This is a genomic window from Microbacterium sp. UMB0228 (assembly GCF_002871415.1).
GTDB lineage: Bacteria > Actinomycetota > Actinomycetes > Actinomycetales > Microbacteriaceae > Microbacterium.
Window position 1 is genome coordinate 25,235 of record NZ_PNFU01000010.1, and the last position, 26,019, is coordinate 51,253.

General features: G+C 69.0%; 33 protein-coding genes. 20 read left to right on the plus strand and 13 right to left on the minus strand.

The window, feature by feature from the left end:
- Positions 1 to 30 precede the first annotated feature (30 nt).
- Together CJ226_RS18325 and CJ226_RS18330 are read left to right on the plus strand one after the other, a co-directional pair.
- Positions 31 to 360 carry an aspartate/glutamate racemase family protein gene (locus tag CJ226_RS18325; protein ID WP_219719991.1) on the plus strand — a complete coding sequence of 110 codons (330 nt, stop codon included), beginning with the start codon at positions 31 to 33 and terminating at the stop codon, positions 358 to 360.
- A complete protein-coding gene (locus CJ226_RS18330) occupies positions 357 to 707 on the plus strand; it encodes an aspartate/glutamate racemase family protein (RefSeq protein WP_202976241.1) in 351 nt (116 codons plus the stop codon). The genes CJ226_RS18325 and CJ226_RS18330 overlap by 4 nt, the downstream gene beginning before the upstream one ends.
- 39 nt (positions 708 to 746) lie before the next feature.
- Here the strand turns inward: CJ226_RS18330 and CJ226_RS16990 are convergent, their stop codons facing one another.
- From CJ226_RS16990 to CJ226_RS18540, 5 genes are all read right to left on the minus strand, one after another.
- Positions 747 to 1,280: a bifunctional 2-polyprenyl-6-hydroxyphenol methylase/3-demethylubiquinol 3-O-methyltransferase UbiG gene (locus CJ226_RS16990; RefSeq protein WP_202976240.1), complete on the minus strand. Its 534-nt coding sequence runs from the start codon at positions 1,278 to 1,280 to the stop codon at positions 747 to 749.
- Between the two features lie 117 nt (positions 1,281 to 1,397).
- Positions 1,398 to 1,574, minus strand: coding sequence for a hypothetical protein (locus CJ226_RS18225; RefSeq protein ID WP_164498150.1), 177 nt, complete (start codon positions 1,572 to 1,574; stop codon positions 1,398 to 1,400).
- Between the two features lie 54 nt (positions 1,575 to 1,628).
- Positions 1,629 to 1,904, minus strand: coding sequence for a metal-sensitive transcriptional regulator (locus tag CJ226_RS16995; protein ID WP_026529653.1), 276 nt, complete (start codon positions 1,902 to 1,904; stop codon positions 1,629 to 1,631).
- Positions 1,891 to 2,211, minus strand: a complete 321-nt coding sequence (locus CJ226_RS17000) for a hypothetical protein (RefSeq protein WP_102209898.1) — start codon at positions 2,209 to 2,211, stop codon at positions 1,891 to 1,893. Before CJ226_RS17000 ends, CJ226_RS16995 begins: the two co-directional genes overlap by 14 nt.
- Positions 2,204 to 2,338 carry a hypothetical protein gene (locus CJ226_RS18540; RefSeq protein WP_257996725.1) on the minus strand — a complete coding sequence of 45 codons (135 nt, stop codon included), beginning with the start codon at positions 2,336 to 2,338 and terminating at the stop codon, positions 2,204 to 2,206. The genes CJ226_RS17000 and CJ226_RS18540 overlap by 8 nt, the downstream gene beginning before the upstream one ends.
- 263 nt (positions 2,339 to 2,601) lie before the next feature.
- Between CJ226_RS18540 and CJ226_RS17005 the strand changes: the two genes are divergently transcribed.
- The 17 genes from CJ226_RS17005 (at position 2,602) to CJ226_RS17085 (ending at position 18,329) form a co-directional block, all read left to right on the plus strand.
- The gene (locus tag CJ226_RS17005; protein WP_102209899.1) at positions 2,602 to 3,186 is read left to right on the plus strand and encodes a hypothetical protein; all 585 of its coding nucleotides are present in this window, start codon (positions 2,602 to 2,604) and stop codon (positions 3,184 to 3,186) included.
- Positions 3,187 to 3,394: 208 nt separating this feature from the next.
- A complete protein-coding gene (locus CJ226_RS17010) occupies positions 3,395 to 4,246 on the plus strand; it encodes a helix-turn-helix domain-containing protein (RefSeq protein ID WP_164498149.1) in 852 nt (283 codons plus the stop codon).
- A 220-nt stretch (positions 4,247 to 4,466) separates the two neighbouring features.
- Positions 4,467 to 5,564, plus strand: a complete 1,098-nt coding sequence (locus tag CJ226_RS17015) for an ArdC-like ssDNA-binding domain-containing protein (protein ID WP_102209900.1) — start codon at positions 4,467 to 4,469, stop codon at positions 5,562 to 5,564.
- Entirely contained in the window at positions 5,564 to 6,478 is a 915-nt protein-coding gene (locus CJ226_RS17020; RefSeq protein WP_026529656.1) for a bifunctional DNA primase/polymerase, read from the plus strand. The genes CJ226_RS17015 and CJ226_RS17020 overlap by 1 nt, the downstream gene beginning before the upstream one ends.
- Positions 6,475 to 7,185: a helix-turn-helix domain-containing protein gene (locus CJ226_RS17025; RefSeq protein ID WP_036542085.1), complete on the plus strand. Its 711-nt coding sequence runs from the start codon at positions 6,475 to 6,477 to the stop codon at positions 7,183 to 7,185. Before CJ226_RS17020 ends, CJ226_RS17025 begins: the two co-directional genes overlap by 4 nt.
- A complete protein-coding gene (locus CJ226_RS17030; RefSeq protein WP_026529658.1) occupies positions 7,182 to 7,586 on the plus strand; it encodes a hypothetical protein in 405 nt (134 codons plus the stop codon). Before CJ226_RS17025 ends, CJ226_RS17030 begins: the two co-directional genes overlap by 4 nt.
- A 92-nt stretch (positions 7,587 to 7,678) precedes the next feature.
- Positions 7,679 to 8,575, plus strand: a complete 897-nt coding sequence (locus CJ226_RS17035; RefSeq protein ID WP_102209901.1) for a hypothetical protein — start codon at positions 7,679 to 7,681, stop codon at positions 8,573 to 8,575.
- A complete protein-coding gene (locus CJ226_RS17040; RefSeq protein ID WP_026529660.1) occupies positions 8,572 to 9,597 on the plus strand; it encodes a ParB N-terminal domain-containing protein in 1,026 nt (341 codons plus the stop codon). Before CJ226_RS17035 ends, CJ226_RS17040 begins: the two co-directional genes overlap by 4 nt.
- Before the next feature lie 41 nt (positions 9,598 to 9,638).
- Positions 9,639 to 10,328: a hypothetical protein gene (locus CJ226_RS17045; RefSeq protein WP_036542082.1), complete on the plus strand. Its 690-nt coding sequence runs from the start codon at positions 9,639 to 9,641 to the stop codon at positions 10,326 to 10,328.
- Between the two features lie 13 nt (positions 10,329 to 10,341).
- Complete coding sequence (locus tag CJ226_RS17050) at positions 10,342 to 11,973, plus strand: M23 family metallopeptidase (RefSeq protein ID WP_102209902.1); 1,632 nt, start codon at positions 10,342 to 10,344, stop codon at positions 11,971 to 11,973.
- Entirely contained in the window at positions 11,973 to 12,239 is a 267-nt protein-coding gene (locus tag CJ226_RS17055) for a DUF6112 family protein (RefSeq protein ID WP_026529667.1), read from the plus strand. Before CJ226_RS17050 ends, CJ226_RS17055 begins: the two co-directional genes overlap by 1 nt.
- A gap of 125 nt (positions 12,240 to 12,364) precedes the next feature.
- A complete protein-coding gene (locus CJ226_RS17060; protein WP_026529668.1) occupies positions 12,365 to 12,634 on the plus strand; it encodes a DUF6112 family protein in 270 nt (89 codons plus the stop codon).
- A 28-nt stretch (positions 12,635 to 12,662) separates the two neighbouring features.
- Positions 12,663 to 13,994, plus strand: a complete 1,332-nt coding sequence (locus tag CJ226_RS17065) for a conjugal transfer protein TrbL (RefSeq protein WP_102209903.1) — start codon at positions 12,663 to 12,665, stop codon at positions 13,992 to 13,994.
- 6 nt (positions 13,995 to 14,000) lie between these two features.
- On the plus strand, positions 14,001 to 15,467 hold the full coding sequence (locus tag CJ226_RS17070; protein WP_026529670.1) for an SCO6880 family protein: 1,467 nt from the start codon (positions 14,001 to 14,003) through the stop codon (positions 15,465 to 15,467).
- 50 nt (positions 15,468 to 15,517) lie between these two features.
- Positions 15,518 to 16,315, plus strand: a complete 798-nt coding sequence (locus tag CJ226_RS17075; protein WP_036542075.1) for a hypothetical protein — start codon at positions 15,518 to 15,520, stop codon at positions 16,313 to 16,315.
- A 41-nt stretch (positions 16,316 to 16,356) separates the two neighbouring features.
- A complete protein-coding gene (locus tag CJ226_RS17080) occupies positions 16,357 to 16,824 on the plus strand; it encodes a hypothetical protein (RefSeq protein ID WP_102209904.1) in 468 nt (155 codons plus the stop codon).
- Positions 16,821 to 18,329, plus strand: coding sequence for an ATP-binding protein (locus CJ226_RS17085; protein ID WP_102209905.1), 1,509 nt, complete (start codon positions 16,821 to 16,823; stop codon positions 18,327 to 18,329). The genes CJ226_RS17080 and CJ226_RS17085 overlap by 4 nt, the downstream gene beginning before the upstream one ends.
- A 113-nt stretch (positions 18,330 to 18,442) precedes the next feature.
- Here CJ226_RS17085 and CJ226_RS17090 read toward each other — a convergent pair whose 3' ends face one another.
- Positions 18,443 to 18,808 (minus strand): MerR family transcriptional regulator, encoded by a 366-nt coding sequence (locus tag CJ226_RS17090; RefSeq protein ID WP_054687050.1) that lies wholly within the window; start codon positions 18,806 to 18,808, stop codon positions 18,443 to 18,445.
- Positions 18,809 to 18,926: 118 nt separating this feature from the next.
- Here CJ226_RS17090 and CJ226_RS17095 point away from each other — a divergent pair, with 118 nt between their 5' ends.
- Positions 18,927 to 20,432, plus strand: a complete 1,506-nt coding sequence (locus CJ226_RS17095; protein ID WP_026937616.1) for a SulP family inorganic anion transporter — start codon at positions 18,927 to 18,929, stop codon at positions 20,430 to 20,432.
- A 92-nt stretch (positions 20,433 to 20,524) separates the two neighbouring features.
- Here the strand turns inward: CJ226_RS17095 and CJ226_RS17100 are convergent, their stop codons facing one another.
- The 7 genes from CJ226_RS17100 to trxB are packed head-to-tail and all read right to left on the minus strand — an operon-like array spanning position 20,525 to position 25,994.
- Entirely contained in the window at positions 20,525 to 20,944 is a 420-nt protein-coding gene (locus tag CJ226_RS17100; protein WP_026937615.1) for a low molecular weight phosphatase family protein, read from the minus strand.
- Complete coding sequence (locus CJ226_RS17105; RefSeq protein ID WP_054683684.1) at positions 20,941 to 21,363, minus strand: arsenate reductase ArsC; 423 nt, start codon at positions 21,361 to 21,363, stop codon at positions 20,941 to 20,943. The genes CJ226_RS17100 and CJ226_RS17105 overlap by 4 nt, the downstream gene beginning before the upstream one ends.
- 27 nt (positions 21,364 to 21,390) lie before the next feature.
- Positions 21,391 to 22,605 (minus strand): chromate efflux transporter, encoded by a 1,215-nt coding sequence (gene chrA / locus CJ226_RS17110; RefSeq protein ID WP_102209906.1) that lies wholly within the window; start codon positions 22,603 to 22,605, stop codon positions 21,391 to 21,393.
- Positions 22,602 to 23,606: a metalloregulator ArsR/SmtB family transcription factor gene (locus CJ226_RS17115; RefSeq protein ID WP_054683691.1), complete on the minus strand. Its 1,005-nt coding sequence runs from the start codon at positions 23,604 to 23,606 to the stop codon at positions 22,602 to 22,604. The genes chrA and CJ226_RS17115 overlap by 4 nt, the downstream gene beginning before the upstream one ends.
- Positions 23,603 to 24,706, minus strand: coding sequence for an ACR3 family arsenite efflux transporter (gene arsB / locus CJ226_RS17120; RefSeq protein WP_082406260.1), 1,104 nt, complete (start codon positions 24,704 to 24,706; stop codon positions 23,603 to 23,605). The genes CJ226_RS17115 and arsB overlap by 4 nt, the downstream gene beginning before the upstream one ends.
- A complete protein-coding gene (trxA, locus tag CJ226_RS17125) occupies positions 24,703 to 25,029 on the minus strand; it encodes a thioredoxin (RefSeq protein ID WP_054683694.1) in 327 nt (108 codons plus the stop codon). Before trxA ends, arsB begins: the two co-directional genes overlap by 4 nt.
- The gene (trxB, locus tag CJ226_RS17130; protein ID WP_054683697.1) at positions 25,026 to 25,994 is read right to left on the minus strand and encodes a thioredoxin-disulfide reductase; all 969 of its coding nucleotides are present in this window, start codon (positions 25,992 to 25,994) and stop codon (positions 25,026 to 25,028) included. The genes trxA and trxB overlap by 4 nt, the downstream gene beginning before the upstream one ends.
- Positions 25,995 to 26,019 lie beyond the last annotated feature (25 nt).

A 26,019-nucleotide genomic window follows, 5' to 3' on the forward strand; every position in this document is an offset into this window, starting at 1 on the left:
CCGATGAGGACCATCGGGTTGCTGCACGGGATGAGCAGCGTCGCGATGGTGGACTACTACCGCCGGATCAACGACCGCGTGAACGAGCTGCGTGGCGGGCACGAGCGAGCCGAGCTGGTGCTGTCCTGCGTGAACTTCGGCGTCATCGAACGATGCGTGCGCGCCGAAGCCTGGGATGAGGCCGGACAGTATCTGGCAGGCAAAGCCCGGGGCCTGCAGCGGGCGGGAGCGGACTTCATCGCCTGCGGGAGCAACACGATGCACCGAGTCGCGCCCGTCATCGAGGCGGCGATCACCGTCCCATTCCTGCACATCGCCGATGTGGTCGCGACCACAACGACCGACATCGCATCGGGGTGACCCGGCTGGGACTGCTCGGCACCGCGCCGACGATGGAACAGGACTTCTACCGGAGAAGACTCGAGCGAGCGGGCTTCACTGTGCTGCCCCCGGAGCCCGTCGACCGGACCACGGTCGATCAGATCATCTTCGACGAGCTGACCAGACACGTGTTCCGGCCTGAGTCTCGGGAGACCTACATCCGGGTCATGACAGACCTCCACGCGGCCGGGGCCGAGGCGATCGTGCTCGGATGCACCGAGATCATCCTCTTGGTCGGCCCCGACGACGTGCCGGGACTGCCGCTGCTTGACTCGACCACGCTGCACGTCGAAGCCATCGTCCAGACCGCGATGTCCCGCGGCTAAGCCGCCCCACAGCGGGTCCGCCGCGCCGGGACGAGCCGGTCACCGGCGCTGGAGGAGAAGTACCCCGTCGGTCAGCTCGGCGGCCTCGCCGGAAGGGGCGGTGGCGTGTCGGGTGTGCGTCTGGATGCTCAGGACGAGCCAGTCGTGCTCGTTGAGGTTCAGCTCCACGAACTGTCGTGCCGGGCTGGGAAAGCTGTGCGCGGGATGATCCGCGGCGTCGACCCAGGGTGGGAGTGCGGCGTGGGAGAGGACCACGAGGTGACCGCCGGCGCGCACCGTGGTGGCTGCGCGTTGCAGGATCGCGATGCGCGGGAGCGGGACAGGCGAGTGCAGGAAGCTGGCGGTCATCAGATCGTAGGGGCCGTCGTCCGGCTCCCACCGTGCCAGGTCGGCAGTGACGAACCGGGTGGCCGCGCTGGCCTGTTGACGCTGAGCCTCGCGGCGTGCGCGGGCGATAGCGGTGGCGGAGATGTCCACGCCGGTGACGAGCCAGCCCTGGGTGGCGAGCCAGATCGCATCGGCGCCCTCCCCGCACCCCAGATCCAGCGCTTTCCCCGGAGCCAAGTGCTGCACAGCGTTGACCAGGCTAGGGTTCGGGGCGGCCCGACCACACGCGCTCGGCGTCCCGGTAGCGGCCCTCCCAGAACTCCTGAGGATTCTGAGAGGGCGAGTCGTGGCGCGTGGCGCCTGTCATCGTCCGAACAGGCGGGCGAAGAACCCGCTCGTCGCGGCTGCCTTCTCCTTCTCCTTGTCGTGTCCGGGGCACCACTGGCCCGCCGGCACGGTGCGCTTGACCTCGGCGATGTGCTGGCCGCAGCCAGCCCAGGTGGTCTTGCCGCAGGTCTTACAGGTCACAGCTCGGCACATGGATTGCTTCTTCCTTCGAGGGCTGTCTGTCGGTTGGTCGTGAGGATCGCTCGTTCAGGCGAGCGTGAGGAACAGCTTCTCCAGCTCCTCGGTGGTGATGTCGTCGGCACGGTTGGTGCCGTCGGGGTCGGCGATGCAGTCCTTCATCGCGGTGGAGATGATCGCGAACCCGGCACGGTCAAGCGCCGAGGAGACCGCCGCGAGCTGGGTCACCACCTCCCGGCACGACCCGCCGCCTTCGACCGCGTCAATGACGGCGTTGAGCTGGCCGCGGGCGCGGCGGAGCCGGTTGAGGATGCGGCGCTGGGCGTCGGGGTCACTCGTGGACATGAGAACTCCTGTTCGGGACGGGGGCGCTCGTCAGGTCGACGTGCTGCCGGGCATCGGGGATGTCGAGTGTGTGCTGCGGCGTCTGAGGCTGCCGACGAGTGGTGAGCCAGCTCGTCGGGCATATTCCTGTGACCGCCATGACCGCGATGACGGTGGCCATCACGCCGGCGGCTACCGCGATCGCCGGGTCCGTCGACAGCATGGATGCACCGAACGCGCCGACGATCAGGGCGACGGCTCCACGGCTCAGCCGCCCCCATACGCCGGCGCGGCATGCCGGGGCGCAGGTGAGCTGTCGGTCAGACATAGGCGAAACTCCTCTGACTGTCAGGAACGTCGTCGAGTGGGTGGTCGGCCCAAAAGCCCAGGATCGGCACCGAGCTCTCCTCGACCACCCGGGTCGGGTTCTCTCGCCTGATCTCGGTCGCGCCCATGACTCCACTATACCCCCGGGGGTATCGCGATCTCAACCTTGTCATCGCAGCGTCGCGAACGAGGTCTCCGCGACAGAGGCAAGCGGACTCTCCGGACGGTTGTGCAGCGCCCGCCGATCGCTCCTCGCGCAGCCCACTCCTCTCGGACCGCGTGGGCCGCAGAGGTCACGAACCGGGCGGGAGACGGCTACCCCACGGCGGCCGGCGAAGACAGGCTGAACCATACGACTATGCTAGATAGTAACTATCATGGATAGTCGAACATGAGGTTGGTCAACGTGCGGAACGGGGTTCGGAGCATGCGGGAGACAGTCGGACGGAGTAAGCCACCGCCGCGGCGCTGGCATGGGTTCCTCAGCGCGGCGGCGGGGACGGTCCTCGTCCTCGCTGGCGGGGCGCTGCTGGTAGGCCTTCTCGCCGCGCCGGAGCGGGTCGAGTATGTGTACGGGACGGTGAAGACGGCGGTCACGGGAAGCATCCATGCCGCGCGGGAGGACGCGTTCGGAGACCTGCCCACCGTGGACTTGGGCGCCACGGGTGGCGTGCACGAACTAGACGGCTGCGACGGAACGTTCACGGAGATGAGTTCCTACGAGCGGGAGGGCGTTCCGCCGGTATGGGCAGCTCACAACAATTGTCAAGGCGACGTCCTGCTCCCCTGGGAGATAGGCCAACTGGTGCAGGTCGAGGGTAGCGATCAGGTGTATCAAGTGGTTGATATCCGCCACACGCCAAAGACCTGGGCGACCACCGATGACCTACTTGGCCTCGACGGTTCATTCGCCTTGCAGACATGCTTCTACGGCGAGGACCGGATGAAGTTCGTTGGGCTCGAACCGGTCGATTAGTCGCGGGATTGTCGAGACCCGCCCGTCGCGCAGTCCTCAGCGCGGTCCGTCTGGTGCCCGCGAAAGAGGTGGTCAGGAATCCCATCCCAGGAATGCGGTTGATGAGCCCGAATCGGTCGCGGCGTCGAACCAACACGAGTCCTGCAGTCTCCGCGGTTTCGCACCCATCCTCGCCCGGAACCGCATCATCGTCCAGCCGGTCGGGCCGTTGGCCTACGACTGCGTTCAGGTCATCGTCGTTCGCGATGGAAGCGCTATCCTGTTTAGCGAGTTCAAGCAGAAGCTGGTCAAGTTTGGGGACGTGATTCTCCTGGGGGCCAACACACTGCTTGGGGGTGAGCCCGAGGGTCGTGCAACTGTGACGACGGTCTATCTCGACACCGACTACTTGATTGACCAGATTTTCTGGCAACACGTCGGCATATTACGGGACCGCCTCGACGCGCAGTGCTTTGCCGAGACTATGTATGCCGAGCCTGCGCAGGTACTTCATATCGGCGAAGATCGAGCGGGTATGCTGATGCCGCGTCTCGATGAGCTGGTTGCTCTCAGTATCGATGGCCGATTCGCGGAGAACTTCAATCGAATGCAGGCATTGTGGTTCAGCATCGCTCATGTCGTGACTCCCTTTGTCAAGACCTCACCGATCCGTACATCCCCGACGCAGCGCGCGACCGCGATACCCTCCCTACCTCGTGTTCGTCGGTTTGCGCCATTGCGCACAGAAGCGCGCAAGGTCGCTGAACTCTTACGGACGGACCCGGCGCGGCGTTGGTCCGTGTCGGACTTGGCAGATGAAGTACATCTGTCGAAGTCACAGGTCAACCGCATCTTCGTTGAGGCGTACGGGAAGTCACCGATCGCTTACCTGACCATGCAGCGAGCCGAGCGGATGGCGCATCTTCTACGCACGACGTCCCGCTCTGTTGCGGCGATCGCTCAGGAGGTGGGCTGGAGCGATCCTGACTTCGCCGCTCGCCAGTTCCGCCGCGGCGTCGGCCTTACTCCCAGCGACTACCGGACGATGCATCGGGTGACGTCCACGCAAGTGGCCGGGTGAAGGACGCATCTGTCCGGGTGATAGCCGCGGGATCGGTGGCCGCAGGCCCCAGGGCCAGTTCCGATCCGGTAGGCCGGTAGAGACTCGTCGGGTTCGTCGCGGAGCTGACGGTCGCCAGTCTTGTTCCGTCGTCCGTCTTGTCTTCCTGATCCGCCCGGCGTACCTCGCGGTCGCACGGTTGCTCCCACTCGGAGTGGCCCTGGCGGAGGGAGGTCAGGCGATGGCTGCGAACGAGGACAAGCAGGCGGCGCGGCAAGTGACGCTCGATGCGCTGGAAGAACGCATCGTGCGTTCGGTCGAGGAACTGGTGTCGGGCGATGACTGGCGGCGTGCGATCGAGTTCGCCGCGAGGTTCCGGACCCGCTCGTTCAACAACACGCTGTTGATCTGGGCGCAGCATCTCGAAGCCTACGAACAGGGCCGGGTGCCGACACCGACGCCGACCTGGGTTGCCGGGTACAACGACTGGCAGAAGATGGGCCGCTGGCCGGAGAAGGACGGCGGCTATCGGATTCGCGGTCCGGTCAAGGCGAGGTTCGCATCGGCGACCCCGCGCGATCCGGCGTCGTGGCGGCGGCTCGGGAAGTGGGAGAAGCCCCGACCGGGCGAAGTCGTGCGCAGGCGGATCGTCAGCGTCGTCCCGGCCTATGTGTGGGACGTGTCGAGGACGCACGGCGCACCGCTTCCCGAGCTGCCCCGTCCGAGGCTGCTGGAAGGCGAAGCCCCGGCCGGGCTGTGGGAGGGCCTGACCGAGCAGGCGGAGTCGCTGGGGTTCGAGGTGCTGCGGATGCCGCGCGACCGCATCGAACGGGGCGCGAACGGCTGCATCCACTTCGAGACCCGGCAAGTGATGGTCTGCGCGGACATGGACCCGGCCGCGCAGGTCAAGACCCTCGCGCACGAGCTGGCGCACGTCCGGCTGGACGGCCCGAATCAGCGGGACGACGCCCGCGAGCATCGAGGAATCAGCGAGGTACGCGCGGAGTCGGTCGCGTTGATGATCGCCGCCGCACACGGCATGGACACCAGCGACTACACGATCCCGTATGTCGCCGGATGGGCGAGCAACGTGGACGGGAAAGACCCCGTGGCGGTGGTCCGCGCCACGGGCGAGCAGGTGCGCAGCACCGCATTCGACATTCTCGACAAGCTCGACACCACACAGCTCGGGAACGGCAACCCGCTGTCCCTGCGTGTCGATGGCCCGGAGCACACGCCGCAGGCCCAGGAGACGCCAGAGCAGGCCGCGCGCCAGGTCGAGCCGCTGCCGGAGCGGGAGACGCCGGCGGCCTCAGTCGGCTCGGGACGGGGCCTGTGATGGTCACCCCCGCCACGGCTGCCGCCGTGTTCGGTCAGCTCGACGGGGCACCGTTGCCGGTCGCGGCTGGTGAGCTGGCGCGGGCCGGAGTTCCGGTGTTCCCCTGTGCGCCGGCCGGGAAGCGGCCGATCCCGGAGCGCGGATTCCACGAGGCCAGCATCGACCCGAGCCGTGTTGAGGCGTGGTGGCGGGCGCGGCCGGCCGCGAACATCGGCATCCCGACCGGTGCCGTCTCGGGGCTGGTAGTGATCGACGTGGATGTGCACGGCGTCAACGGGTACGCCGCCTACGCGCGGTCAGCCCGGGCCGGGCTGATCCCCGAGCCGCTGGCGGTCGTGCGCACACCCACCGGCGGCCAGCACGCCTACTTTCCAGCCGACCCGAACCAGGCGCAACGGTCCTGGCAGGCAGGGAAGGTCGGCATCGACTGTCGCGGGGACGGCGGCTACATCATCGCCCCGCCCTCGCTGCTACGGCTCGACGGCCTGCGCACGCCGTACCGGGTCGAGCAGCTCGCGGCCGGTGCGGCCTGGCCGATAGATGCGGGCCGGCTGCGAGACTTCCTTGATCCTCGGCCCGCGCCTCGGCCGCGCCTCGGTGGGCCAGTGCGGCGCGAGGATGCGGAGCGGCTGGCGACGTGGCTGGGGCGGCAGGCCACAGACCGCAACCTCAAACTCTTCTGGGCCTCGTGCCGGTTGTCCGAGGGCGGGGTGCCGCTCACGGATGCCCTGGACGCGATGGTGACGGCCGCACAATCCGATTTCGGGGAGCGGGAGATCACCCGCACCGTCTACAGCGCCTATCGCAGCGTCGGCGCCGGAGCCCGCCGGGACCGTCCGGCCGCATCGGCTTCGGGCGAGTTCGCTCGCGGGAACGCGCAGCAGCGGGCGCCCGCCACGCGGGGGCTGTCATGAAGGAGCTACGCGGCCGCCGGTGGGCGGTCATCACCTCGGTCGCCGGGACGGTGTTCATCGCTGCCGGCGCGTTCTGGTTGTCGTTCACGTCCCTGGCCGACCTTGCCCGCCGCTCCGGGATCGGGGCCGGGCAGGCGTGGGCGTGGCCGCTGATCGTCGACGGCGTAATCGTGGTCTCCACGGTGGCCGTCGTTGCCCTCGCCGGTGAGCGAGCGGCGTGGTATCCGTGGGCGTTGCTGGTCGGCGGTGCCGCGGTGTCGGTGACGGCGAACTCGCTGCATGCGGTGGTCGCGGCCGACGCCGACGTGCCCGGACCGCTCGCGGCCGCGGTCGCTGCCGTGCCGCCGGTCGTGCTGCTGGCGATCACGCATCTGACCGTTGTGCTGACCCGCGCCACCGCACGCCCGGCTACTGCGCTCGAGTTGCCGCCGGCGGTCGAGCCGATCACCCCGTTGCCCCAGAGCGAGACGGCATCTCTTGACCCGCCATCTACGGCGGCAGGCGTCACCGCTGCGGACACGGACGGCGGGCCGGATCGTCGGGCGCTGGCGGCAGAGCTGCGAGAGCAGGACTGGTCGAACAAGGCCATCGCCCGGCATTTGGGCGTGCATCCCTCGACGGTGGGTCGCTGGCTGCCTCGTGCTCACCAGTCCGATGAGGCCGACCCGTCCGGGTCGCAGCCCGAGATGGAAGGAGCCCTGCCATGAACGATCAGGACCGGATGCGGGAGCAGCATCGCTCCGAGCCCGAGCCGCCACCCCGTAAGCGGAACGACCTGAACCCAACCGAGGCGACCGAAGCAGCGGGGACGCCGGATGCGGTCAAGGCCGCCGCGTCCCGCACGGCGGCGAAGGAGAAGCTGGCGCGGGTACGGGGCCGGGGCGTGGATTGGGTGCGCCCGACCGACCTGATCGCCCAAGGCGGCGGCCGGCTGTCCCGCCGGGGCATCGACCGGACCGCCGATATGAACCGGCACGTTCGCGCCCCGATCGAGAAGGGCGCCCGCTGGGTCGCCGAGCGAGCCAAGCGTCTGCCGCCTCTGAGCGCCTTCGGCCGTCGCGGCGGCGCCGAGCAGGGACCGCACCGCTCCGGGGTCGGGATGAGGTAGCCGGGTGGTGATGAGTCATGGGCGCTCATTCCGTCAAGGCGAGCCCCGCAGTCGTCTGCGGGTGCACCTCGCCGTCGGGAGGTGCCCAGACCATGACCAACGACACCAGCACCATGAGCGAGACCAGCGGCCGGACGGCTGAGGACTACCGCACCAGCGAGGGCCTGCGTGCCCTGCTGAAACGGCTGCACGCCGCCGGCCGGCGCGCCTGGGAGCACGACCCGGTAGCGGCAGAGCTGATGGCGTTCGCGGCCGAGAAGTACGCGGCGCTGGCGCACAAGCACCGGCTCGATCCGTGGGAGGCCGCGTCGGCGGCGTTCGACGTGATGCGCACCAAGGCCGCCCGCACCGCCGATGACCCGTGGGCGGTCATCACGCACGCGGTACGGATCACCTGCATCGCCGAGGAACGCGGCCAAGGGCTGCTGTGCTCGACCCACCAGGCACGCCGGCCCCGCTACTCGATCTTCCACGACCCCGAACGGCTCTCCGACCGCGAGAACGTCCTGAGCGACTACCATCCCGCGTTCCAGATCAAGGACGCCCACGACCGCGACAACACCCCGGAGCAGGCACCGGCCGAGCCGGCGGCAACCACCGCGGCGTCGGCGGTCGAGGACGCGATCACGCTGCTGATGCTGCTGGACTGGCCCGAGGGCACGGCACGCCCGGCGGTAGAACACGTCTGCGTGGCGCTGACGCGCGTCGGGAACCGGCACACCGCCTACGAGACACTGCGACGCGACAAGCACGCCCGAGCCCTGATCGACCTTCCTGGCCGGTCCTGGGCGGTGCTGCTGCGCGCCCTGCTCGGCTGCCCGGACCCGGCGCTCGCGGCGACCGGCGCGGGACGCGGCATCCTGCTGCGGCTGCTGATCGGCGAGACCCTGCCGGTGCTGCTGCGCGATGACGACCTCGTGCTCACCCTCTCCCTGGCCGCACCGGGCATCAGCAAGCCGGGCGCGAGAAAGGCGCGAGGTGCGGGATGAGCGCACCGGCCGGACACATCGAGCTGGAGCGGGCGGTTGACTCCATCACTGTCGGCCGCCGGCACCGCACGGACCTGGGCGACATCGACGCGCTCGCGGCGTCGATCGACCGGGACGGTCTGTTGCAGCCGCCGACGATCACCCCGGACGGGGTGCTGGTGTGCGGGGCGCGCCGGATGGCCGCGATCAAGAAGCTCGGCTGGCGCCGCGTCAGCGTGTGGGTGCGCTCCGGTATCTCGGACCGGCTGGGGCATCTGCTGGCCGAGCAGGACGACAACCAGCTCCACAAGCCGCTCACCGCGATCGAGGCCGCCGCCTTGTACCGGGAGATCAAGGAACTCATGGCCGAGGACGCCGCACGCCGCAAGGCCAAGACCCAGTTCCACGAGGGCCACGAGCCCGGAAAGCATGGTCCCGCCGATTCGGCGGGACCATCGGACTCGCACCAGCTCGGAGACGCTCGGACACAGGCGGCGCGGATGGTGACCGGCTCGGCGTCCTACAGTCGGCTGGAACAGATCGGCTACCTGCAACACCTGGCCGACGATCCGAGCACCCCGGAGACGATCCGCGTCCAGGCGCGGGACGGGCTGACGCAGATCGAGGCCGGTGCGGCGGTCAACCCGATCTTCCAGCGCCTCCGCGACAGCCAAGCCAAGGCCGACAGCGAGCGGGACCAACGGTTGCACGAGCTGGCCGACGAAGCCCTGGCCCGCGTCCACGCCGCCAAGACCAGCAAGGCCAGCAAGGTCAGCAAGCCGGCCACGCCGAAGCGTCGCCCCGTCGTTGAGGACGAGGAACCGACGCGGTACCCGCTGCGGGCGTTCGTACTGACCTGGGGCGACCTGGAAGCGTGGTGGACCCACTACGACGTGGACGAGCTGGCCGTCGAGCTCACCGACGAGCAGGCCGAGGCGTTCTTCGCCACCGTCGAGGGCACCACCGAGTTCGCCGACCGGCTCCGCACCGCCCGCACAACCGTCGCTGAGTCGGCGGGCCGGCCGCTGCTGCGCGCCCTCTGATGCACCGGTAGGGCCAGTCACCGGCGGGCTCACCTCTGGGCATGAAGACGAATCTCGCTTCCTGGTCCCGTGGCCGACTCATCGCGGTGATCGCCGCCGGCCTCGTGCTGCTGCTCCTGATCGGCGTCGGCGTGTATGGGCTCATCACCGGCCCACGACAGCCCACCGATCGCGCGCCCGATCCGGCTCCGACCATCACCGCTCCGGGTGAGTCCGAGCCCGGCAAACCGGGGCCGCCGCGGGTGATCCCCTCGCACGACCCGGATGAGTTCGCCCGCAATGTCGCTGAGGCGCTGTTCGCCTGGGACACCGGCTCCGGGCTGATGCCGCTGGATTACTCCGCCGCGATCTTGGAGGTCGGGGACCCCTCCGGCCATGAGCAGGCGGGCCTCGCCGCCGACATCGCGTCCTATCTGCCGTCGCGGGAGGCGTGGATCGAGCTGCGCAAGTACGCCACCACCCAGCATCTCACCATCGAGTCCTCGTTCGTGCCCCAAGCATGGGACACCGCGGTTGAGCAGGCCCAGTCCGGCCAGCTCCCGCGTGGTGCGACCGCGATCACGATCGAAGGAACCCGGCACCGCGAGGGCGTCTGGAACGGCGAACCCGTCACCAGCGAGCACCCCGTGGCCTTCACCGTGTTTCTGGCCTGCCCGCCCCCGGCGCCGGAGTTCCGCACCGGCCCGTGTCACGTGCTGCGCCTGTCGCAGCTCGACAACCCGCTGCGATGACAGAAGGCACGCCGTGGTCAAGAAGCTCCTCATCCTCGGACTCGCCTTCGTCCTGTTCGGCCCTGCCTGTGTCCTGATGGCGATCGGCGTGCTGATGAACCCCGCCGCCGCGAACTGCGCCGTCCCCGGCGGCAGCGTCACCGTGGGCAACGTCCCCGATTCGTTGACCGTCACCACGCAAGACGGCACCACGTTCACGCTGAACAAGACCCAGCTCACGCACGCGGCCACGATCATCACTGTCGGCGGCGGCATCGAGGGCGTCGGCCGGCCCGGCATCAAGATCGCGCTGATGGCCGCGCTCACCGAGAGCACCCTGCGCCAGCTCGCCAACACCAGTGCCTACCCCGAGTCCGCGAACTACCCCAACGACGGCAACGGCGGCGACCACGACTCCCTCGGCCTGTTCCAGATGCGCCCGCAATCCGGGTGGGGAACCGTCGCGGAGCTGATGGACACGAACTATCAGGCCCGCGCGTTCTACGGCGGACCCGATGGACCTAACTATCCCTCGCCGCGGGGCCTGCTGGACATCCCCGGCTGGGCGCAGATGGACCCCGGCGAGGCCGCGCAAGCCGTCGAGGTCAGTGCCTACCCTGACCGCTACCGCAACTACGAGCCGGTCGCCGAACGCATCCTCGACGCTCTCACCGGCGCGACGGGTGCGGCTGGCCCGGCCACCGCCTCGGTGGTGGCCGGTCCGGTCGCGGAGTCCTCGCGGGTCGTGTTCCCGCTCCCCGAGGGAACTTGGGTGCTCACCAGCGAGTTCGGGCCGCGTATCCATCCGATCACCGGGGAACCGTCGTTCCACACCGGCACCGACTTCGCCGCACCGGACGGCACGCCGATCCTCGCCGCCGCAGACGGGACCGTGACCGTGGCCGAGTTCTCCGGCGGCTACGGCGGACTCATTGTCATCGAGCACCAGATCGACGGGCAGACCGTGGCGACCGCCTACGCGCATATGTGGCAGTCCGGCATCCTCGTCGCGGCCGGAGATCGTGTGACCGCGGGCCAGCACATCGGCGATGTCGGCAGCTCCGGGAACAGCACGGGGCCACACCTGCATTTCGAGGTCCGGCCCGGCGGCACGAGCGGCGAGGCCGTCGACGCGGCCAAGTGGCTTAACGACCACAACGCGGTCGACCTGCCCGAAGCCACGGTCGGCAGCCCGAACGAGTGCAGTTCCGGTGGAGCGCCGGGCGATCCCGCCCCGCTGGACGGCGACCCCGACCAGAAGGTCGATGACCCCACCAGCGACGGGCAGATCACCGCGCGGATGGCGCACGTCATGGCCCAAGCCCGTGCCGCGTTCCCCGACAGCTCCTGGGCCTGCTACTCGCCCCGGCCCGGCACAACGTCAGAGCACCCGCTGGGCCGGGCGTGTGACATCACGTTCGGGAACCCGATCGGGACGCACCCGACGCCCGCGCAGCTCGAGGACGGGTGGCGGGTGACGAACTGGATGAAGGACCACGCCGAGTCGCTGGGCGTGGAGTACCTGATCTGGCAGGGCCAAATCTGGTCTCTGGCCCGCGACGCCGAAGGCTGGCGCCCCTACAACGGCGGCGGGATGCACGACCCCGGCGACGTGACCGGCGGCCATTACGACCACCTGCACGTCACCGTCAGGGCCGGTTCGTGATGGAAGTGTTCCCCGACTTCGACGGGCTCGGAGGCATCGGTGATCTGAAACAGGTCATCGGCGCCCTGCTGATGTTCGTGCTCATCGTCGCGGTGCTCATGGTCATCGTCTCGGCGATCTGCTGGGCGCTGGGCGCCTCGCACGGCAACCACTCGCTTGCCTCCAAGGGCCGGGTCGGGGTGCTCGTCGGCGTCGGCGCCGCCGCGCTCGCCGGCGCGGGGGTGGCGTGGGTGAACTGGCTCATCGCCCTCGGCCAACAGCTCTGATCCTCCGTCGCCAGCAGGCCCGCTCTCTGCGTTGGGAGCGGGCCCTTCGTCTGCCCGGTCTCGCCAGTCGCTCCCTGGTTCACCTCGTCGCCACAAGCCATTCGCTCAGCGAGGGAGTAACCGCCGTGATCGACATCGACCCCAACAGCTCGGGACTGCCCGGCATCGACCAGCTCCGCACCATCGTTGGCGCCGTGATGACGGTCGGCCTCATCCTCTCCGTACTGGCGCTAATCGTCTCCGCGATCGTCTGGGCCTACGGCGCCAACAGCTCGAACCCGCATCTGGCGGGCAGGGGCAAGCTGGGCGTTCTCATCTCCTGCGGTGCCGCGGTGATCTGCGGCGCGGCGGTGACGCTCGTAAACTTCTTCTGGAACGTCGGCCAGGCTGTATAGGGCCGCCGGTCACCGCAGGAAATTTGAGATGGGTGTCTGCGACGTTCCCGTGATTTCGACCGTCTGCGACGTGGCGGGCCAGGCTGCCGCGACGGTCGTGGCTGCCCCGTTCGACTGGCTCGCCCAGGCGATGGGCGGCGCGGCCGGCTGGCTGATCGAGGCGATGTGGGCCGTGTTCGACACGACCACGCTGGTCGATGTCCAGACGGACGGGTTCACCAGCGTCTACAACCTGATCTTCGGCATCGGCGTCTTCCTCGTCCTGATCTTCTTCTGCCTGCAACTCATCACCGGGCTGATCCGCCGCGACCCGACCGCGCTGTCCAGAGCCGCGCTCGGCGCGGCGAAATCGGTGCTGGGCGCGTTCGTGGTCGTCACGCTGACCGCGCTCGCACTGGAAATCGTGGACCAGCTCAGCATCGGCATCATCCAGACGTCCGGCGAGACCACCGAGACGATGGGCGACAAGATCATCCTGCTCGCCGCCGGGCTCAGCGGCATCAACATCGCCGCGCCCGGCGTCGGCGCGATCGTCACGATCTTCCTGGCCGGGCTGATGATCGCCGCCGTCGCGATCGTCTGGTTCAGCCTGCTGATCCGCAAGGCGCTGCTGCTGGTCGGCGTGGTGCTGGCACCGATCGCGTTCGCCGGCGCGTCCTGGGACGCCACCAAAGGATGGATCGGGAAATGGGCGGCGTTCGTGATCGCCCTCATCATCAGCAAGCTCGTGCTCGTCGTCATCTTCTTGCTGGCGATCACGCAGATCGCCACCCCGATCGAGCTGGACATCGCCGCCGTCACCGAACCGATCACCGGCATCGTGCTCATGGGCATCGCGGCCTTCGCGCCCTACATGGTCTACCGCTTCGTGTCGTTCGTGGGCTTCGACCTGTACCAGCAGATGGGCACCGAGCAGGAGGCCAAGAACGCGCTCAACCGTCCCGTCCCGATCCCCTCCAAGCCCCAAGGCGGCGGCGAGCCCAAGAAGGTTCTCGAAGACCCCAATGACGGCGCGTCGGACGCAGGATCAGGTGGCACGCCTCCGCCGTCGCCCGCCCCGGCGCAGGCACCTGCCGCGGCCGGCGGTGAAACCGTGGGCGCCGAAGCCGGCGCCTCCGCCGCGGGCGCGGGACCGGCGGCAGCCGTCGTGGTCGGAGCGAAGGTCGCCAAGGATGCCGCCGAGGCCGGGCCGAAGGCCGGGCACGCGGTGGCCGGTCAGGCCGAGACCGCCGCCGACGCCGCAGGCGGGCAGAACGGCGGCACCCCGCCGCCGTCGCAGACGCCCCCGCCGTCCACGCCGCAGCCGAGGACGCCCACGGAGCCGTCCAACCCCACGGCATCGCCGTGGGGCAAGGAGTGACCACCCATGCCCACCACGGACCAGAAGACACCCGGTAGCGAGCTGACGCCGATGAAGTTCAGCCGACTCACCCGCCGAGGGGTGCTGCTCGGCCTCTCGGTCGCGCAGCTCATCACCCTCGGCATCGGCGGCCTGGCGCTGCTGGCCGCGTTCTACGGCGGCGCCGGGATGCTGCTGGTCTACACCGCCCCGGTCTGGCTGCTCGCGGTCGTGCTGACCTGGGTGCCCATCGCTGGGAGGCCGATGGTCGAATGGCTCCCTGTCGCGCTCTGGTGGCTGTGGCGCTCCACCGGCGGGCAACTGCTCTACCGGCGGCGGATCGTCAAGCCCCGCCCTGCCGGAAGTCTCGCGCTGCCCGGTGACATGGCCCGGCTTCGGGAGCACCTGGACCCCGAGACCGGGGCGTGCATGATCCACGACCCCCGCCAGGCAACCTTGACGGTCGTGACGGAAGTGACCCATCCGGCATTCATCCTGCTCGACCCCGGCGAGCAAGAGCGCCGCGTCACCTCCTGGGGGCGAGTGCTCGCCACGGTCTGCCGGTCCGGGCGGATCGCGACCCTGCAAGTGCTCGAACGAACCCTGCCCGACTCCGGTAGCGGGCTGGCCGAGTGGTGGGCCGAGCACGGCACCGACGACGGCTCCTGGGCCGCGACCACCTACCGCGAACTGATCGAGCGGGCCGGCCCCGCCGGGGAACGGCACGCCACCACGGTCAGCCTCTCCCTGGACATGAAGGTCGCCTCCCGGCAGATCAGGACCGCCGGCGGCGGCATCCGCGGCGCCGCCGCGGTGCTCCGGCAGGAGATGGCGACGCTGGTCGCCGCGCTGCGTTCGGCGGACTTGACCCCTTCGGGGTGGCTCGGCCCCGGTCAGGTCGCGGTCATCCTCCGCTCGGCGTATGACCCGGCCGTGGCCGCCACCTTGGAGCGCCACGGGCGGCTCGGGCAGGAGCTCGCCGCCGCCGGCCCGGTCGCGGTCACCGAGACCTGGGGCAACCTGCGCACCGACTCCGCCTGGCACACCGTGCTGTGGGTCTCGGAGTGGCCCCGCAGCCTCGTCTATCCGGGGTTCCTCGCGCCGGTGCTGCTCTCCACCGGCATCCAACGGGCGGTGTCGCTGATCTACACCCCGATGCGCTCGGACCAGGCGGCCCGCGACATCCGCAAGAAGAAGGTCGAACACATCTCCGATGCGGCCCAGCGCGCCCGAATCGGGCAGATCGAGGACGCCGCGCAGACCGCCGAATACCAAGACGTTCTCCAGCAGGAAGCCGACCTGACCGCCGGCCACGGGATTCTACGGGTCTCCGGGCTCATCTCCGTCTCCGCCCCCAGCGTCGACGAGCTGGAAGCCGCAGTCGCCGCGATCGAACAAGCCTCGATCCAAGCCTCCTGCGAGACCCGAAGGCTCGTCGGCCAGCAAGCCGTCGCGTTCACGGCGGCCGCGCTGCCGCTGTGCCGCACGGTGTGACCGGCGCGCTCACCTGGCAGGCATCCCACCCTCGTTGAAGGAGGCCCGTGATGCCGACATACACGAACCCGACCAGCGATGCCAGCGATGCCTACGAGGCGTTGCGCGGTCTGGCTCACGCCAGCCGTAGCTTCGAGGACCCGTCCGAGACCTACGTGGTGATCGGTGAGCTGTTGGGCGGGCTGCGATCGCTGCGGCAGGTGCTCGACCAGCTCGCCGCCGCCCATCTGAGCCGGCAGCATCACGTCACCGACGAGTCCCGCGAGTACAGCGGCGGTGCGGCCGAGGCGCTGGCCGCAGCGGATGAGCTGCACCAGGCCGGCACGCTCATCGACCAGGCCGACGACCGCCTGAGCGCGGCCATGACCCACTCGGGCCGGATCGTGTGGAACCCGCAGGACCGGATGGTGGAGCGGTGGGTTGGCGTCGTGTTCCTCCAAGGCGAGGAAGCCGACCGGGTGATCGACCTCATCGACGCCCACGGGGTCGAGGCGGGGATCGAGCATCTGTCGGCGTGGGACTACGGCGAGGAGACCACGAACGCCGCCTTGGAGAACGGCGACGTTCACGACACCGCCCCGGTCTATCCCGGTGACCGGCAGGCCGAGACCGGCGACTACGCGATGACCTACAACCCGATGGCCGGGCACGTCGCCCTGTACCGGCGGCACCTGATCCGTGCCGAGGACGCCATCGACAAAGAAGCAGGGGCGCACGTCCCGGCCCGCCGCCCGACGACAGGCCGTGAGCGAGAGACGGCCGGGCGGCGTAGCGCCGTCCGTGACGGGGGCTGGTTCGAGCATCCCGGCGTCGCCGCCGTCAAGCAGGCCCGCGGGCTGTCGCTCTGACATAGCCACCACGGAGACGTGCCGGCGCGCACCTGCCCGCCATGAACAGCGCAGACCCCACCGCTTCGATGTCCCGGCACGTCGGGACGCTCACCTTGACCGTCTGGCCGGACTCGCCGCTGGGCGAGCACCAGCGATATGCCTACCGCATCGAGGACACCGCGACCGGGCAGACGCTCGTCGGCCGGGACCTGTTCACCGGCGCCGGAGCGCCGGTCGCCCCGGACCGCGCGATGCGCGACCTCGCCGCCTTCCTGGCAGCGGCCGGCGACGCCCGCCAGTACGCCATCGACAACCCCGGCAGCAGGCCCGAGCATGAGTGCCTGTTTCCCGGATGGGTCGCGGAGGCCGCTCGCCAGAACGCGGACGCGCTGGCACCGCTCGGCATCGAGGGCCCGCCGCAGCCCAAGCCGGACATGCCACAGCAGCCTCGCCCGGCGCCGGACTCGTCATGGTTCGACCGTCCCGCCGGCGGTTGGGTCTCCGGGGCGCGGGGGCGGTCGTTGTGAGCCGGGGCGAGAAGCTGCACACCGCTGTCCTCGTCACTCCCGCCTCGGAGCGGCGCCGGCTGCGCAAGCAGCGGCGGCAAGCCGCCGCCCGCCTCGTCGCCGAGCAGCGTCACGTCGAGAAGGAAGCGGCCCAGGCCAAGGCCGCCGCCGAACGGGCTGAACGCCGTGCCACGGTCTACCTGCCCGCCGCCGGCGAGCCCGGCCCGGCCGCGCTGAGGACACCGGGCCGCTTCCGGGTGGCCCGGCATCAGGACACCAGCGCCGTGCTCGCCGGGCAGTACCCGTTCCTGGCCGAAGCCGGGCTCGGAGCCGCGGGAATCTTCATCGGCCAAGACCTCTACAGCGGCTCCTCGTTCGTGTACGACCCGTGGGAGTTGTACCGCAGGGGCATCATCACCGCGCCGAACCTGATCTTGGCGGGGATCGTCGGCTCCGGGAAATCGTCGCTCGCCAAGAGCCTCTACACCCGCAGTCTGCCCTTCGGGTACCGCGTCTATGTCCCCGGCGACCCCAAAGGCGAGCACTCCGGCGTCGCCGAAGCAGTCGGCGGGAAAGCGATCATCCTCGGGCACGGGATGGGCAACAGGCTCAACCCCTTGGATGAGGGCTACCGGCCCGGCGGCCTGTCCGACCAGGAGTGGGCCACCACCCTCGCCGCGCGACGCCGCGATCTGCTCGGAGCCTTGACGGAGACGGTGCTGGATCGGCGGTTGGCGCCGTTGGAGCACACCGCGATCGACACCGCCCTGGCCGGCGCGGTCCGCGACGCGGACGTGCCGATCCTGCCGATGGTGGTCGACCGGCTGCTGCGCCCCGACCCTGCCGACGACCCGGACGGCCGGCTCACCGAGGACGGCCGCCAGGTCGGCCACGCGCTGCGCCGCCTGGTGGCCGGGGACCTGGCCGGCCTGTTCGACGGGCCGAGCACCGTCAGGTTCGACCCGTCGCTGCCGATGGTCAGCCTCGATCTTTCGCGCGTCACCGAGAACAGCACGTTGATTTCGGTGCTGATGACCTGCTCGTCGGCATGGATGGAAGCCGCCCTGCTCGACCCCAACGGGGGCCGCAGATGGGTCGTCTACGACGAGGCATGGAGGCTCATGTCCCACCCGGCGCTCCTGCGCAGGATGGACGCCCACTGGCGTCTCGCCCGGCACTACGGGCTGGCCAATCTCTTGGTGTTCCACAAGCTCACCGACTTGGAGAACGTCGGCGATGCCGGATCGGCGAACCGGGCGCTGGCGAACAGCCTGCTGGCAAACGCGGAGACGAGGATCGTCTACCGGCAGGAGACCGATCAGCTCGGCCCCACCGCCGTCGCGCTCGGGCTGACCGGCACCGAACGCCGCCTGCTGCCCGGACTCGGCACCGGGCAAGGGCTCTGGCGGATCAAGGACCGGGCCTTCGTCGTGCAGCACCAACTCCACCCCGCCGAGCTCGCCGCGTTCGACACCACCGCCCGCATGACCGGCGAAACCCGCAAGTTCACGATTCCTGAAGACTAAATCGCCGGAAGAAGCGGGTTCAGGCCATGGTTTCTGAGGTGTGGGGTTGCATGTTCCGCGAACATGCAACCCCACCGGTGAACACTTGGGCCGGGCGTGCATCTGCCGCAGGCTTATACGTCGCGGAGGCGCGCGATGAGTTCGTCGGCGGCGTCCAGTTGTTTCGCGAGTTTCTCGCGACGCTCCTCTGCGTCGGTCACGAACGTATCCAGCGCTGCGCGCGCGGCGCTGTCTGACGGATCATCCGCCAGTGCGTCAGCAGCGGCGAGGACTTCGCCCATCTGGTCGAGGGAGAACCCGAGCGGCTTCATCCGGCGGATCAGGAGGAGCCGCTCGACGTCGGCGTCGGTGTAGAGGCGGAACCCGCCACTGGTGCGGTCGCTCGGGGAGACGAGCCCGATCTCGTCGTAGTGGCGGAGGGTGCGCAGCGACAGGCTGGTGCGCTCAGCGACCTCGCCGATATGGATCGTTCCTGCCATCGGGTACTCCTCTGCCTCGATTTGGCACCCAACCCTCACGTAACGGTAGAGTTGGGTTTGGCGGGCTCCGACCTCGACCGCCGTCACCCTATTTTCCCGCACCTCTCTGGGAGGCAGAATGAGCGCGCCCGCACGCGACAAGGAACGCTACTGGCCTCGGCCGACCGTGATGGATGTGTTCCGTTCGCCGAAGCTGTTGACGAAGGAAGTCCTCGCGGGTATGGTGGTCGGCCTCGCGCTCATCCCGGAGGCCATCGCGTTCGCGATCGCCGCAGGCGTGCCGGCCGAGGTGGGCTTGTTCTCCTCGATCGTGATGGCAATCTCGATCGCGTTCCTCGGTGGGCGGCCCGCGATGATTACCGCGGCGACCGCAGCGATCGCGCTCGTCATCCGGCCGGTCGCCGACGAGTACGGCCTCGACTACCTCATCGCGACCGTGATCCTCGGCGGCATCTTCCAGATCGTTCTCGGCCTGCTCGGTGTCGGCAAGCTCATGCGGTTCATCCCGCGCAGCGTGATGGTCGGGTTCGTCAACGCCCTCGCGATCCTCATCGCTGTCGCCCAATTGGAGCATTTCACCGGCGCGTCCTGGCTGATGTACCCGATGATCATCGTCAGCATCCTGATCCTATGGCTCTTCCCGAAGCTCACGAAGGCTGTGCCCGCGCCTCTGGTGGTCGTGATCGTGATGACCCTCGCGGTGTGGCTGCTGAACCTCGATGTGAAGACCGTCGGCGGTCTCGGCGAACTGCCCGGCGGCCCGCCGATGCCGTTCTTCCCCGATGTACCGCTCACCTTCGAGACACTGCAAATCATTGCCCCGTATGCCCTCGGCATGGCCGCGGTGGGGCTCATGGAGTCACTGATGACCGCGAAGCTCGTGGACGACATCACCGACACGCACTCGAACAAGACCCGCGAGGCGATGGGGCAAGGCGGCGCGAACATCCTCTCTGGCCTCTTCGGTGGCATGGGTGGCTGCGCGATGATCGGGCAGACCATGATCAACGTGCGCGCCTCCGGCGCCCGCACCCGCGTCTCCACGTTCGCCGCCGGCGTGTTCCTCCTGATCCTGGTGTGGTTCCTCGGCCCGATAATGAACCTGATCCCCATCGGGGCACTGGTGGCGATCATGTTCATGGTCGCGTTCCTCACCTTCGACTGGCACTCCATCGCACCCTCCACGCTGAAGCGGATGCCCAAGAGCGAGACGATCGTGATGCTCGTCACCGTCATCCCGGTGCTCATCACCCACAACCTCTCCGTCGGGGTCATCATCGGCGTGTTCGTCGCCGCGATCCTGTTCGTGCGCCGCGTCGCCCACTTCACCACCGTCACCCGCACCTTCAGCGCTAACGAAGACACGGCGCACTATGAGGTCGATGGCGAGCTGTTCTTCGCGTCCTCGAACGACCTGACCACCCAGTTCGAGTACGCCGACGACCCGAAGCGTGTCGTGATCGACATGTCGAAGTCGCACGTGTGGGACGCCTCGACCGTCGCAGCGCTCGATGGAATCGAGCAGAAGTACCGCGAACACGACATCGAGGTCGAGATCATCGGCTTGAACGAGGCGAGCGGAACCTTCCACGCACGATTGAGCGGGAACCTGCCCTCACACTGACCCGACTGCGTGCTCGGCTCATGCAAGGCTCATCGGCCGTCCGCCGCGCTGGACGGGAGGGCCAGCGACTACTCCTGCCCTCCCGTTCAGAGTTACGACATCGCGGCGCTGAGCTCGCTGGCGAGGCGCAGGACGCGTTCGGCGATCTGATCCCGGATCGCCCGCGTGCGGTCGCCGCCGCCGACGTCGGATGCAGCCTGGTCTTCGAAGGTCCAGGTCTCGATCGTTCCGGCCATGCCGTCGACCGGGGCGACCTTCGCCTCGTCGCCGAGCACGATGACCCGATCCACGCTGCGGAGGATCTCGGGATCGATGGGCTTCGGATACTCGCCCTCCATCGACGCACCGACCTCGACGATCGCTTCCTCGGCGAGGGCACTAAGCGTATCGCCCGGCGCAGTACCGGCCGAATAGACGGTGATGGCGTCGCCGGCGTGCTGCCGCATGAGCGCGGCGGCCATCTGCGATTTGCCGCCGTTCTTCTTGCAGACGAACAGCACCGACGCGCTCATGCGCTGGCCGCCTCGGTGCTCGCGGGCTCGAGGGAGGCGATGAGTTCCTGGATGCGGCGTTTGATGTCGTCGCGGATCGGACGGACAGCGTCGATGCCCTGGCCCGCGGGGTCATCGAGCTTCCAATCCTCGTAGCGCTTGCCGGGGAAGAACGGGCAGGCGTCGCCGCAGCCCATCGTGATGACGACATCGGAGTCCTGCACGGCGTCGGTGGTGAGGATCTTCGGGGCCTCGCCGCGGATGTCGATGCCCTCTTCGAGCATCGCCTCGACGGCGACGGGATTGATTTGGTCCGCGGGGATCGAGCCTGCCGAACGGACCTCGATGCGGTCGCCCGCGAGGTGGCGGAGGTAGCCTGCGGCCATCTGGGAACGGCCGGCGTTGTGGACGCAGACGAACAGGACGGTGGGAGTAGACATGAGGGTTCTCGTTTCCGATCGGGTCGGTCAGGTGAGGGTGGTGGCGAGGATGCCGCCTGCGGCTCCGATGATCACGACGATCCAGGGCGGGAGCTTCCACGCGACGAGCAGCACGAAGCAGACCAGCGCGAGTGCGAAGGCGGGCGGGGTGAGGATCGCGGTGGTGAACACGGGTGTGTAGAGGGCGGCGGCGAGGATGCCGACGACGGCCGCGTTCGCGCCCCGCATGATGGCCTGAACCCGCTCGTGGTGCTGCAGGCGGTTCCAGAACGGCAGCACGCCGATGAGGAGGAGGAAGCCGGGCAGGAAGATCCCGGCCAGCGCGATGCCCGCCCCCGCCGCCCCGCCCGGGCCGACGTCAGCGGCGCCGCCGAGGAAAGCGGCGAGGGTGAACAGCGGGCCAGGCACGGCCTGGGCTGCACCGTATCCGGCGAGGAAGTCCGCGTTCGTGACCCAGCCGGGATCGACGACGCCGGATTGCAGGAGCGGGAGCACGACGTGCCCGCCGCCGAATACGAGCGCTCCGGCCCGCGCGAACGCATCGAACAGGGCGACGCTGTCGTTGCCGGTGACGGCGGCGAGGATCGGCATCCCGGCCAGGATTGCGACGAACAGGGTGAGCGCGGCGATCCCCGCGGCCCGGGTCACCGGGAACCGCACCGCTGTCGCCGTGTTCGCGGCGGGTGCGCGGCAGACGAAGTATCCGGCGATCCCGCCGAGGACGATCGCCATGATTTGGCCGAGCGATCCGGCCAGCAGCAGCGCGGCGAGGGCTGCGACGGCTGCGATCGCGGCGCGCTGCCGGTCCGGGGTGAGTGTCTTCGCCATGCCGAGGACGGCCTGCGCGACGATCGCGACCGCCACGATCTTCAGCCCGGCGAGGATGCCTTCCCCGATGGTGCCGGTGAACAGGGCGGCGCCGGAGGCGAAGGCGAGCATGAGGGCCGCGGACGGGAGCGTGAAGGCGATGAATGCGGCCAGCGCGCCCCGGTATCCGGCGCGGTGCAGGCCGATGCCGAACCCGACCTGGCTCGAGGCCGGGCCGGGAAGGAACTGGCACAGCGCGACCAGGTCGGCGTAGGCGCGGTCGTCCATCCAGCGTCGGCGTTCCACGATCTCGGTGCGGAAGTAGCCCAGGTGCGCGATCGGCCCGCCGAACGAGGTCACCCCGAGGCGCAGGAACACCCGGAACACTTCCCACGCCGACCCGCTCACCGGCGCACGTCGCGTCTCGCTTGTCATGCGCCGTCACCGTCGACGGGAACGCACAGCTCGGCGAGCAGGCCACGGACGCGGGCCTCGATGTCAGCGGCGATCGCCGCAACGCCGTCTTCGGAGGCGAGGGCGGGGTCACCGACAGCCCAATCTTCGTAGCGGACGCCGGGGATGATCGGGCACACGTCCCCGCAGCCCATCGTGACCACGACGTCCGCGGCGCGGACGGCGTCGTCGGTGAGCGGCTTCGGGAACGCGGCCGCGGCGTCCTGCTCGCCTTCGATGTCGGCGAGGATCGAGCGCACGTGCGGGTGCACCTCGGCCGCTGGCGTCGACCCGGCCGACCGGGCAACAACCGCACCGCCGGAGAGCTGATTGACGAGGGCGGCGGCGAGCTGAGAACGGCCCGCGTTTGCGACGCACACGAACAGCACCTGCGGCATCCCCGTTTCGCGATCCCGTGTGAGGTCGGCGAGACGCTGACGGGCGAAACGTTCGGTGAGCGGGATCATATGCTGGGTGAGCTTCGCCGAGCGGACGAGACCCGCGAACGACTCGCGCACGATCGTGACGACGAGGTTGCGGTTCAGGTGCGTCATCTCGTCGGCGAGCTCGGCGGCGAGGTGCTCGACCTTCGCGTCGAGGGCGGCCAGTGCCGTCGCGCGGTCTTCCTGCTCGGCCTGCGCGTCGGCGATCGCGGCGGGCGCGAACGCGTCCAGCAGCGCGGTCACGGCCTGCTTCCGCGCCGGCAGGATGCTGTAGTACACCCAGGTGCCGCGCCGCTCGGAGGCCAGCAGCCCGGTGTCCTTGAGCTTCTTCAAGTGATGCGAGACGGTGGGCTGGGAGACGTCGGCGAGCTCGGCGAGGTCGCACACGCAGGCCTCGCCGCGCGGGTCCGTCGCGATCGCCGACAGCATCCGCAGCCGGAACGGATCGGCCAGCGCCTTGAGCGTTGAAGCGACAGCATCGGCGGCGTCTTCGCCGATGACGTGCGTCGGGGTCGGTGTGCAGAGCTCGGTGGTGGTCATGATGCCCTCGATTTGGTGACGGCGGGAACCGCATACGGGTCGGTGTGGAACCACGTGCGGGCGGCCCAGAGCGAGACATAGACCAGACCCACGAGCACGGGCACCTCGATGAGCGGGCCGACGACGCCTGCGAGGGCCTGGCCGCTGGTCGCGCCGAAGGTGCCGATCGCGACGGCGATGGCGAGCTCGAAGTTGTTGCCTGCCGCCGTGAACGCGAGGGTCGTCGAGCGGGCGTAGTTGAGGCCGATGCCCTTCCCGAGCAGGAGGCCTGCGAACCACATGATCGCGAAGTACGCCAACAGCGGCAGCGCGATCCGGGCGACGTCCCACGGCTGCGACGTGATCGCCTCACCCTGCAGCGCGAATAGCAGCACGATCGTGAACAGGAGGCCGTAGAGCGCGAACGGGCCGATAAAGGGGATGAACTTCGCCTCGTACCAGTCGCGGCCCTTCGCCTTCTCACCGAAGAAGCGAGTGAGGAACCCAGCCGCGAGCGGGACGCCAAGGAATACGAGCACGTTGATCGCGATCTGCCCGATCGAGACATCCAGGCCTTGGGAGTCGAGGCCGAGCCAGCCCGGCAGCACGGTGAGGTAGAACCAGCCGAGCAGCGAGAACGCGACGACCTGGAACACGGAGTTGATGAACACCAGCACCGCGGTCGCTTCACGGTCGCCGCAAGCGAGGTCGTTCCAGATCACCACCATCGCGATGCAACGCGCGAGCCCCACGATGATGAGACCGGTGCGGTACTCGGGCAGATCGGGCAGGAAGAGCCACGCGAGGGCGAACATCACGGCAGGCCCTGCGATCCAGTTCAGGATCAGCGATGAGACGAGGAGCTTTTTGTCTCCCGTGACAGCGGCGACCTTGTCGTAGCGGACCTTCGCCAGCACCGGATACATCATCACCAGCAGTCCGAGACCGATCGGCACCGAGATACCACCGACCTCCATATGCGCGAGCAGGTCGGACAGTGCGGGGATGAAGCGGCCGAGGAGGAGGCCCGCGACCATGGCGAGCCCGATCCACAGCGGCAGCCACCGGTCAAGGGTGGACAGCTTCGCCGGCATCGCGCGGGTCTGGGTTGCGGTGCTCATACGATCAGCTCGTCAATCTTGCCCGCGATGATCGGCTTCGGGTGTGCGCCGATGAGCACGTCGACGCGCTCACCGCCCCGGTAGAACCCGAGAGTCGGGATCGACGTGACATCAGCAGCCATCGCGGTCTGCGGGTTGGCATCCGCGTCGAGCTTCACGATCTTCACGCGGCCGTCGTACTCGCCGGCGAGATCGTCGAGGATCGGTGCGATCGCCTTGCACGGCCCGCACCAGGTCGCCCAGATGTCGACCACGACGGGGATGTCGGACTGCAGCACCTCGGCCTCGAACGTGGCATCGGTGACGGTGATGGTCGCGCTCATGCGGACACCTCCAGAAGTTCGGTCTCGGTCTCGTCGGCAGGCAGGCCGGCGAGGAAATGCTGCGCGTCAAGGGCCGCGGCACAGCCCGTGCCCGATGCCGTGATCGCCTGCCGGTAACGGCGGTCGACGAGATCACCCGCGGCGAACACGCCAGGCAGGTTCGTCGCGGTCGACGGATGGTCGACGAGCACGTAGCCGTCGTCGTCGAGATCGACCTGCCCGGTCAGCAGCTCCGAGCGCGGGTCGTGCCCGATCGCAACGAACACGCCAGAGATCGGAAGGGCACGCTCGTCACCGGTGACGGTGTCGCGCAGGCGGAGCGCTTCGACGGCGTTCTCACCGACGAGCTCGGCGACTTCACTGTTCCAGGCGACCTCGATCTTCGGATCGGCGCGCACCCGCTCGGCCATGATCTTCGACGCCCGGAAGTCATCACGCCGGTGCACGATCGTGACCTTCGACGCGAAGCGCGTGAGGAACAGTGCCTCTTCCATCGCGGAGTCCCCGCCGCCGACGACGGCGATCTCCTTCTCGCGGAAGAAGAAGCCGTCGCAGGTCGCGCACCATGACAGGCCGTGACCGGAGAGCCGAGCTTCCTCGGCGAGGCCGAGCTTGCGGTAAGCGGAACCGGTGGTGAGGATCACGCTACGCGCCTCGAACGTTTCGCCCGAGCCGGTCTCGATCGTCTTGACCTCGCCTGCGAGGTCGAGCCGGGTCGCGTCGTCGTAGACGATACGCGCCCCGAAGCGCTCGGCCTGCGCACGCATCGCGTCCATCAGGTCCGGGCCCTGCACCCCGTCGGTGAAGCCCGGGAAGTTCTCGACCTCGGTGGTCGTCATGAGCGAACCGCCGGCGGTCACCGAGCCAGCGACCACGACGGGAGAAAGTCCCGCCCTGGCCGCGTAGACCGCGGCCGTATACCCCGCCGGACCAGACCCGACGATCACCACCTGTTGCATCGACATGTCTCTATATTGACATTCATCGAAC

Coding starts and splice junctions, on each gene's coding strand:
- CJ226_RS18325 (WP_219719991.1), top strand. CDS start 31: ATGAGCAGCGTCGCGATGGTGGACTACTACCGCCGGATCAACGACCGC.
- CJ226_RS17040 (WP_026529660.1), top strand. CDS start 8,572: ATGAGCGCACCGGCCGGACACATCGAGCTGGAGCGGGCGGTTGACTCC.
- CJ226_RS17075 (WP_036542075.1), top strand. CDS start 15,518: ATGCCGACATACACGAACCCGACCAGCGATGCCAGCGATGCCTACGAG.
- CJ226_RS17020 (WP_026529656.1), top strand. CDS start 5,564: ATGGTCACCCCCGCCACGGCTGCCGCCGTGTTCGGTCAGCTCGACGGG.
- CJ226_RS17105 (WP_054683684.1), bottom strand. CDS start 21,363: ATGTCTACTCCCACCGTCCTGTTCGTCTGCGTCCACAACGCCGGCCGT.
- CJ226_RS17080 (WP_102209904.1), top strand. CDS start 16,357: ATGAACAGCGCAGACCCCACCGCTTCGATGTCCCGGCACGTCGGGACG.
- trxA (WP_054683694.1), bottom strand. CDS start 25,029: ATGAGCGCGACCATCACCGTCACCGATGCCACGTTCGAGGCCGAGGTG.
- CJ226_RS18225 (WP_164498150.1), bottom strand. CDS start 1,574: ATGTGCCGAGCTGTGACCTGTAAGACCTGCGGCAAGACCACCTGGGCT.
- CJ226_RS17095 (WP_026937616.1), top strand. CDS start 18,927: ATGAGCGCGCCCGCACGCGACAAGGAACGCTACTGGCCTCGGCCGACC.
- CJ226_RS17090 (WP_054687050.1), bottom strand. CDS start 18,808: ATGGCAGGAACGATCCATATCGGCGAGGTCGCTGAGCGCACCAGCCTG.
- CJ226_RS17015 (WP_102209900.1), top strand. CDS start 4,467: ATGGCTGCGAACGAGGACAAGCAGGCGGCGCGGCAAGTGACGCTCGAT.
- CJ226_RS17100 (WP_026937615.1), bottom strand. CDS start 20,944: ATGAGCGCGTCGGTGCTGTTCGTCTGCAAGAAGAACGGCGGCAAATCG.
- CJ226_RS17030 (WP_026529658.1), top strand. CDS start 7,182: ATGAACGATCAGGACCGGATGCGGGAGCAGCATCGCTCCGAGCCCGAG.
- CJ226_RS17005 (WP_102209899.1), top strand. CDS start 2,602: ATGAGGTTGGTCAACGTGCGGAACGGGGTTCGGAGCATGCGGGAGACA.
- trxB (WP_054683697.1), bottom strand. CDS start 25,994: ATGTCGATGCAACAGGTGGTGATCGTCGGGTCTGGTCCGGCGGGGTAT.
- CJ226_RS16995 (WP_026529653.1), bottom strand. CDS start 1,904: ATGTCCACGAGTGACCCCGACGCCCAGCGCCGCATCCTCAACCGGCTC.
- CJ226_RS17055 (WP_026529667.1), top strand. CDS start 11,973: ATGGAAGTGTTCCCCGACTTCGACGGGCTCGGAGGCATCGGTGATCTG.
- chrA (WP_102209906.1), bottom strand. CDS start 22,605: ATGACAAGCGAGACGCGACGTGCGCCGGTGAGCGGGTCGGCGTGGGAA.
- CJ226_RS17035 (WP_102209901.1), top strand. CDS start 7,679: ATGACCAACGACACCAGCACCATGAGCGAGACCAGCGGCCGGACGGCT.
- CJ226_RS17045 (WP_036542082.1), top strand. CDS start 9,639: ATGAAGACGAATCTCGCTTCCTGGTCCCGTGGCCGACTCATCGCGGTG.
- CJ226_RS17025 (WP_036542085.1), top strand. CDS start 6,475: ATGAAGGAGCTACGCGGCCGCCGGTGGGCGGTCATCACCTCGGTCGCC.
- CJ226_RS17070 (WP_026529670.1), top strand. CDS start 14,001: ATGCCCACCACGGACCAGAAGACACCCGGTAGCGAGCTGACGCCGATG.
- CJ226_RS17115 (WP_054683691.1), bottom strand. CDS start 23,606: ATGACCACCACCGAGCTCTGCACACCGACCCCGACGCACGTCATCGGC.
- CJ226_RS18540 (WP_257996725.1), bottom strand. CDS start 2,338: ATGGGCGCGACCGAGATCAGGCGAGAGAACCCGACCCGGGTGGTCGAG.
- CJ226_RS17000 (WP_102209898.1), bottom strand. CDS start 2,211: ATGTCTGACCGACAGCTCACCTGCGCCCCGGCATGCCGCGCCGGCGTA.
- arsB (WP_082406260.1), bottom strand. CDS start 24,706: ATGAGCACCGCAACCCAGACCCGCGCGATGCCGGCGAAGCTGTCCACC.
- CJ226_RS17065 (WP_102209903.1), top strand. CDS start 12,663: ATGGGTGTCTGCGACGTTCCCGTGATTTCGACCGTCTGCGACGTGGCG.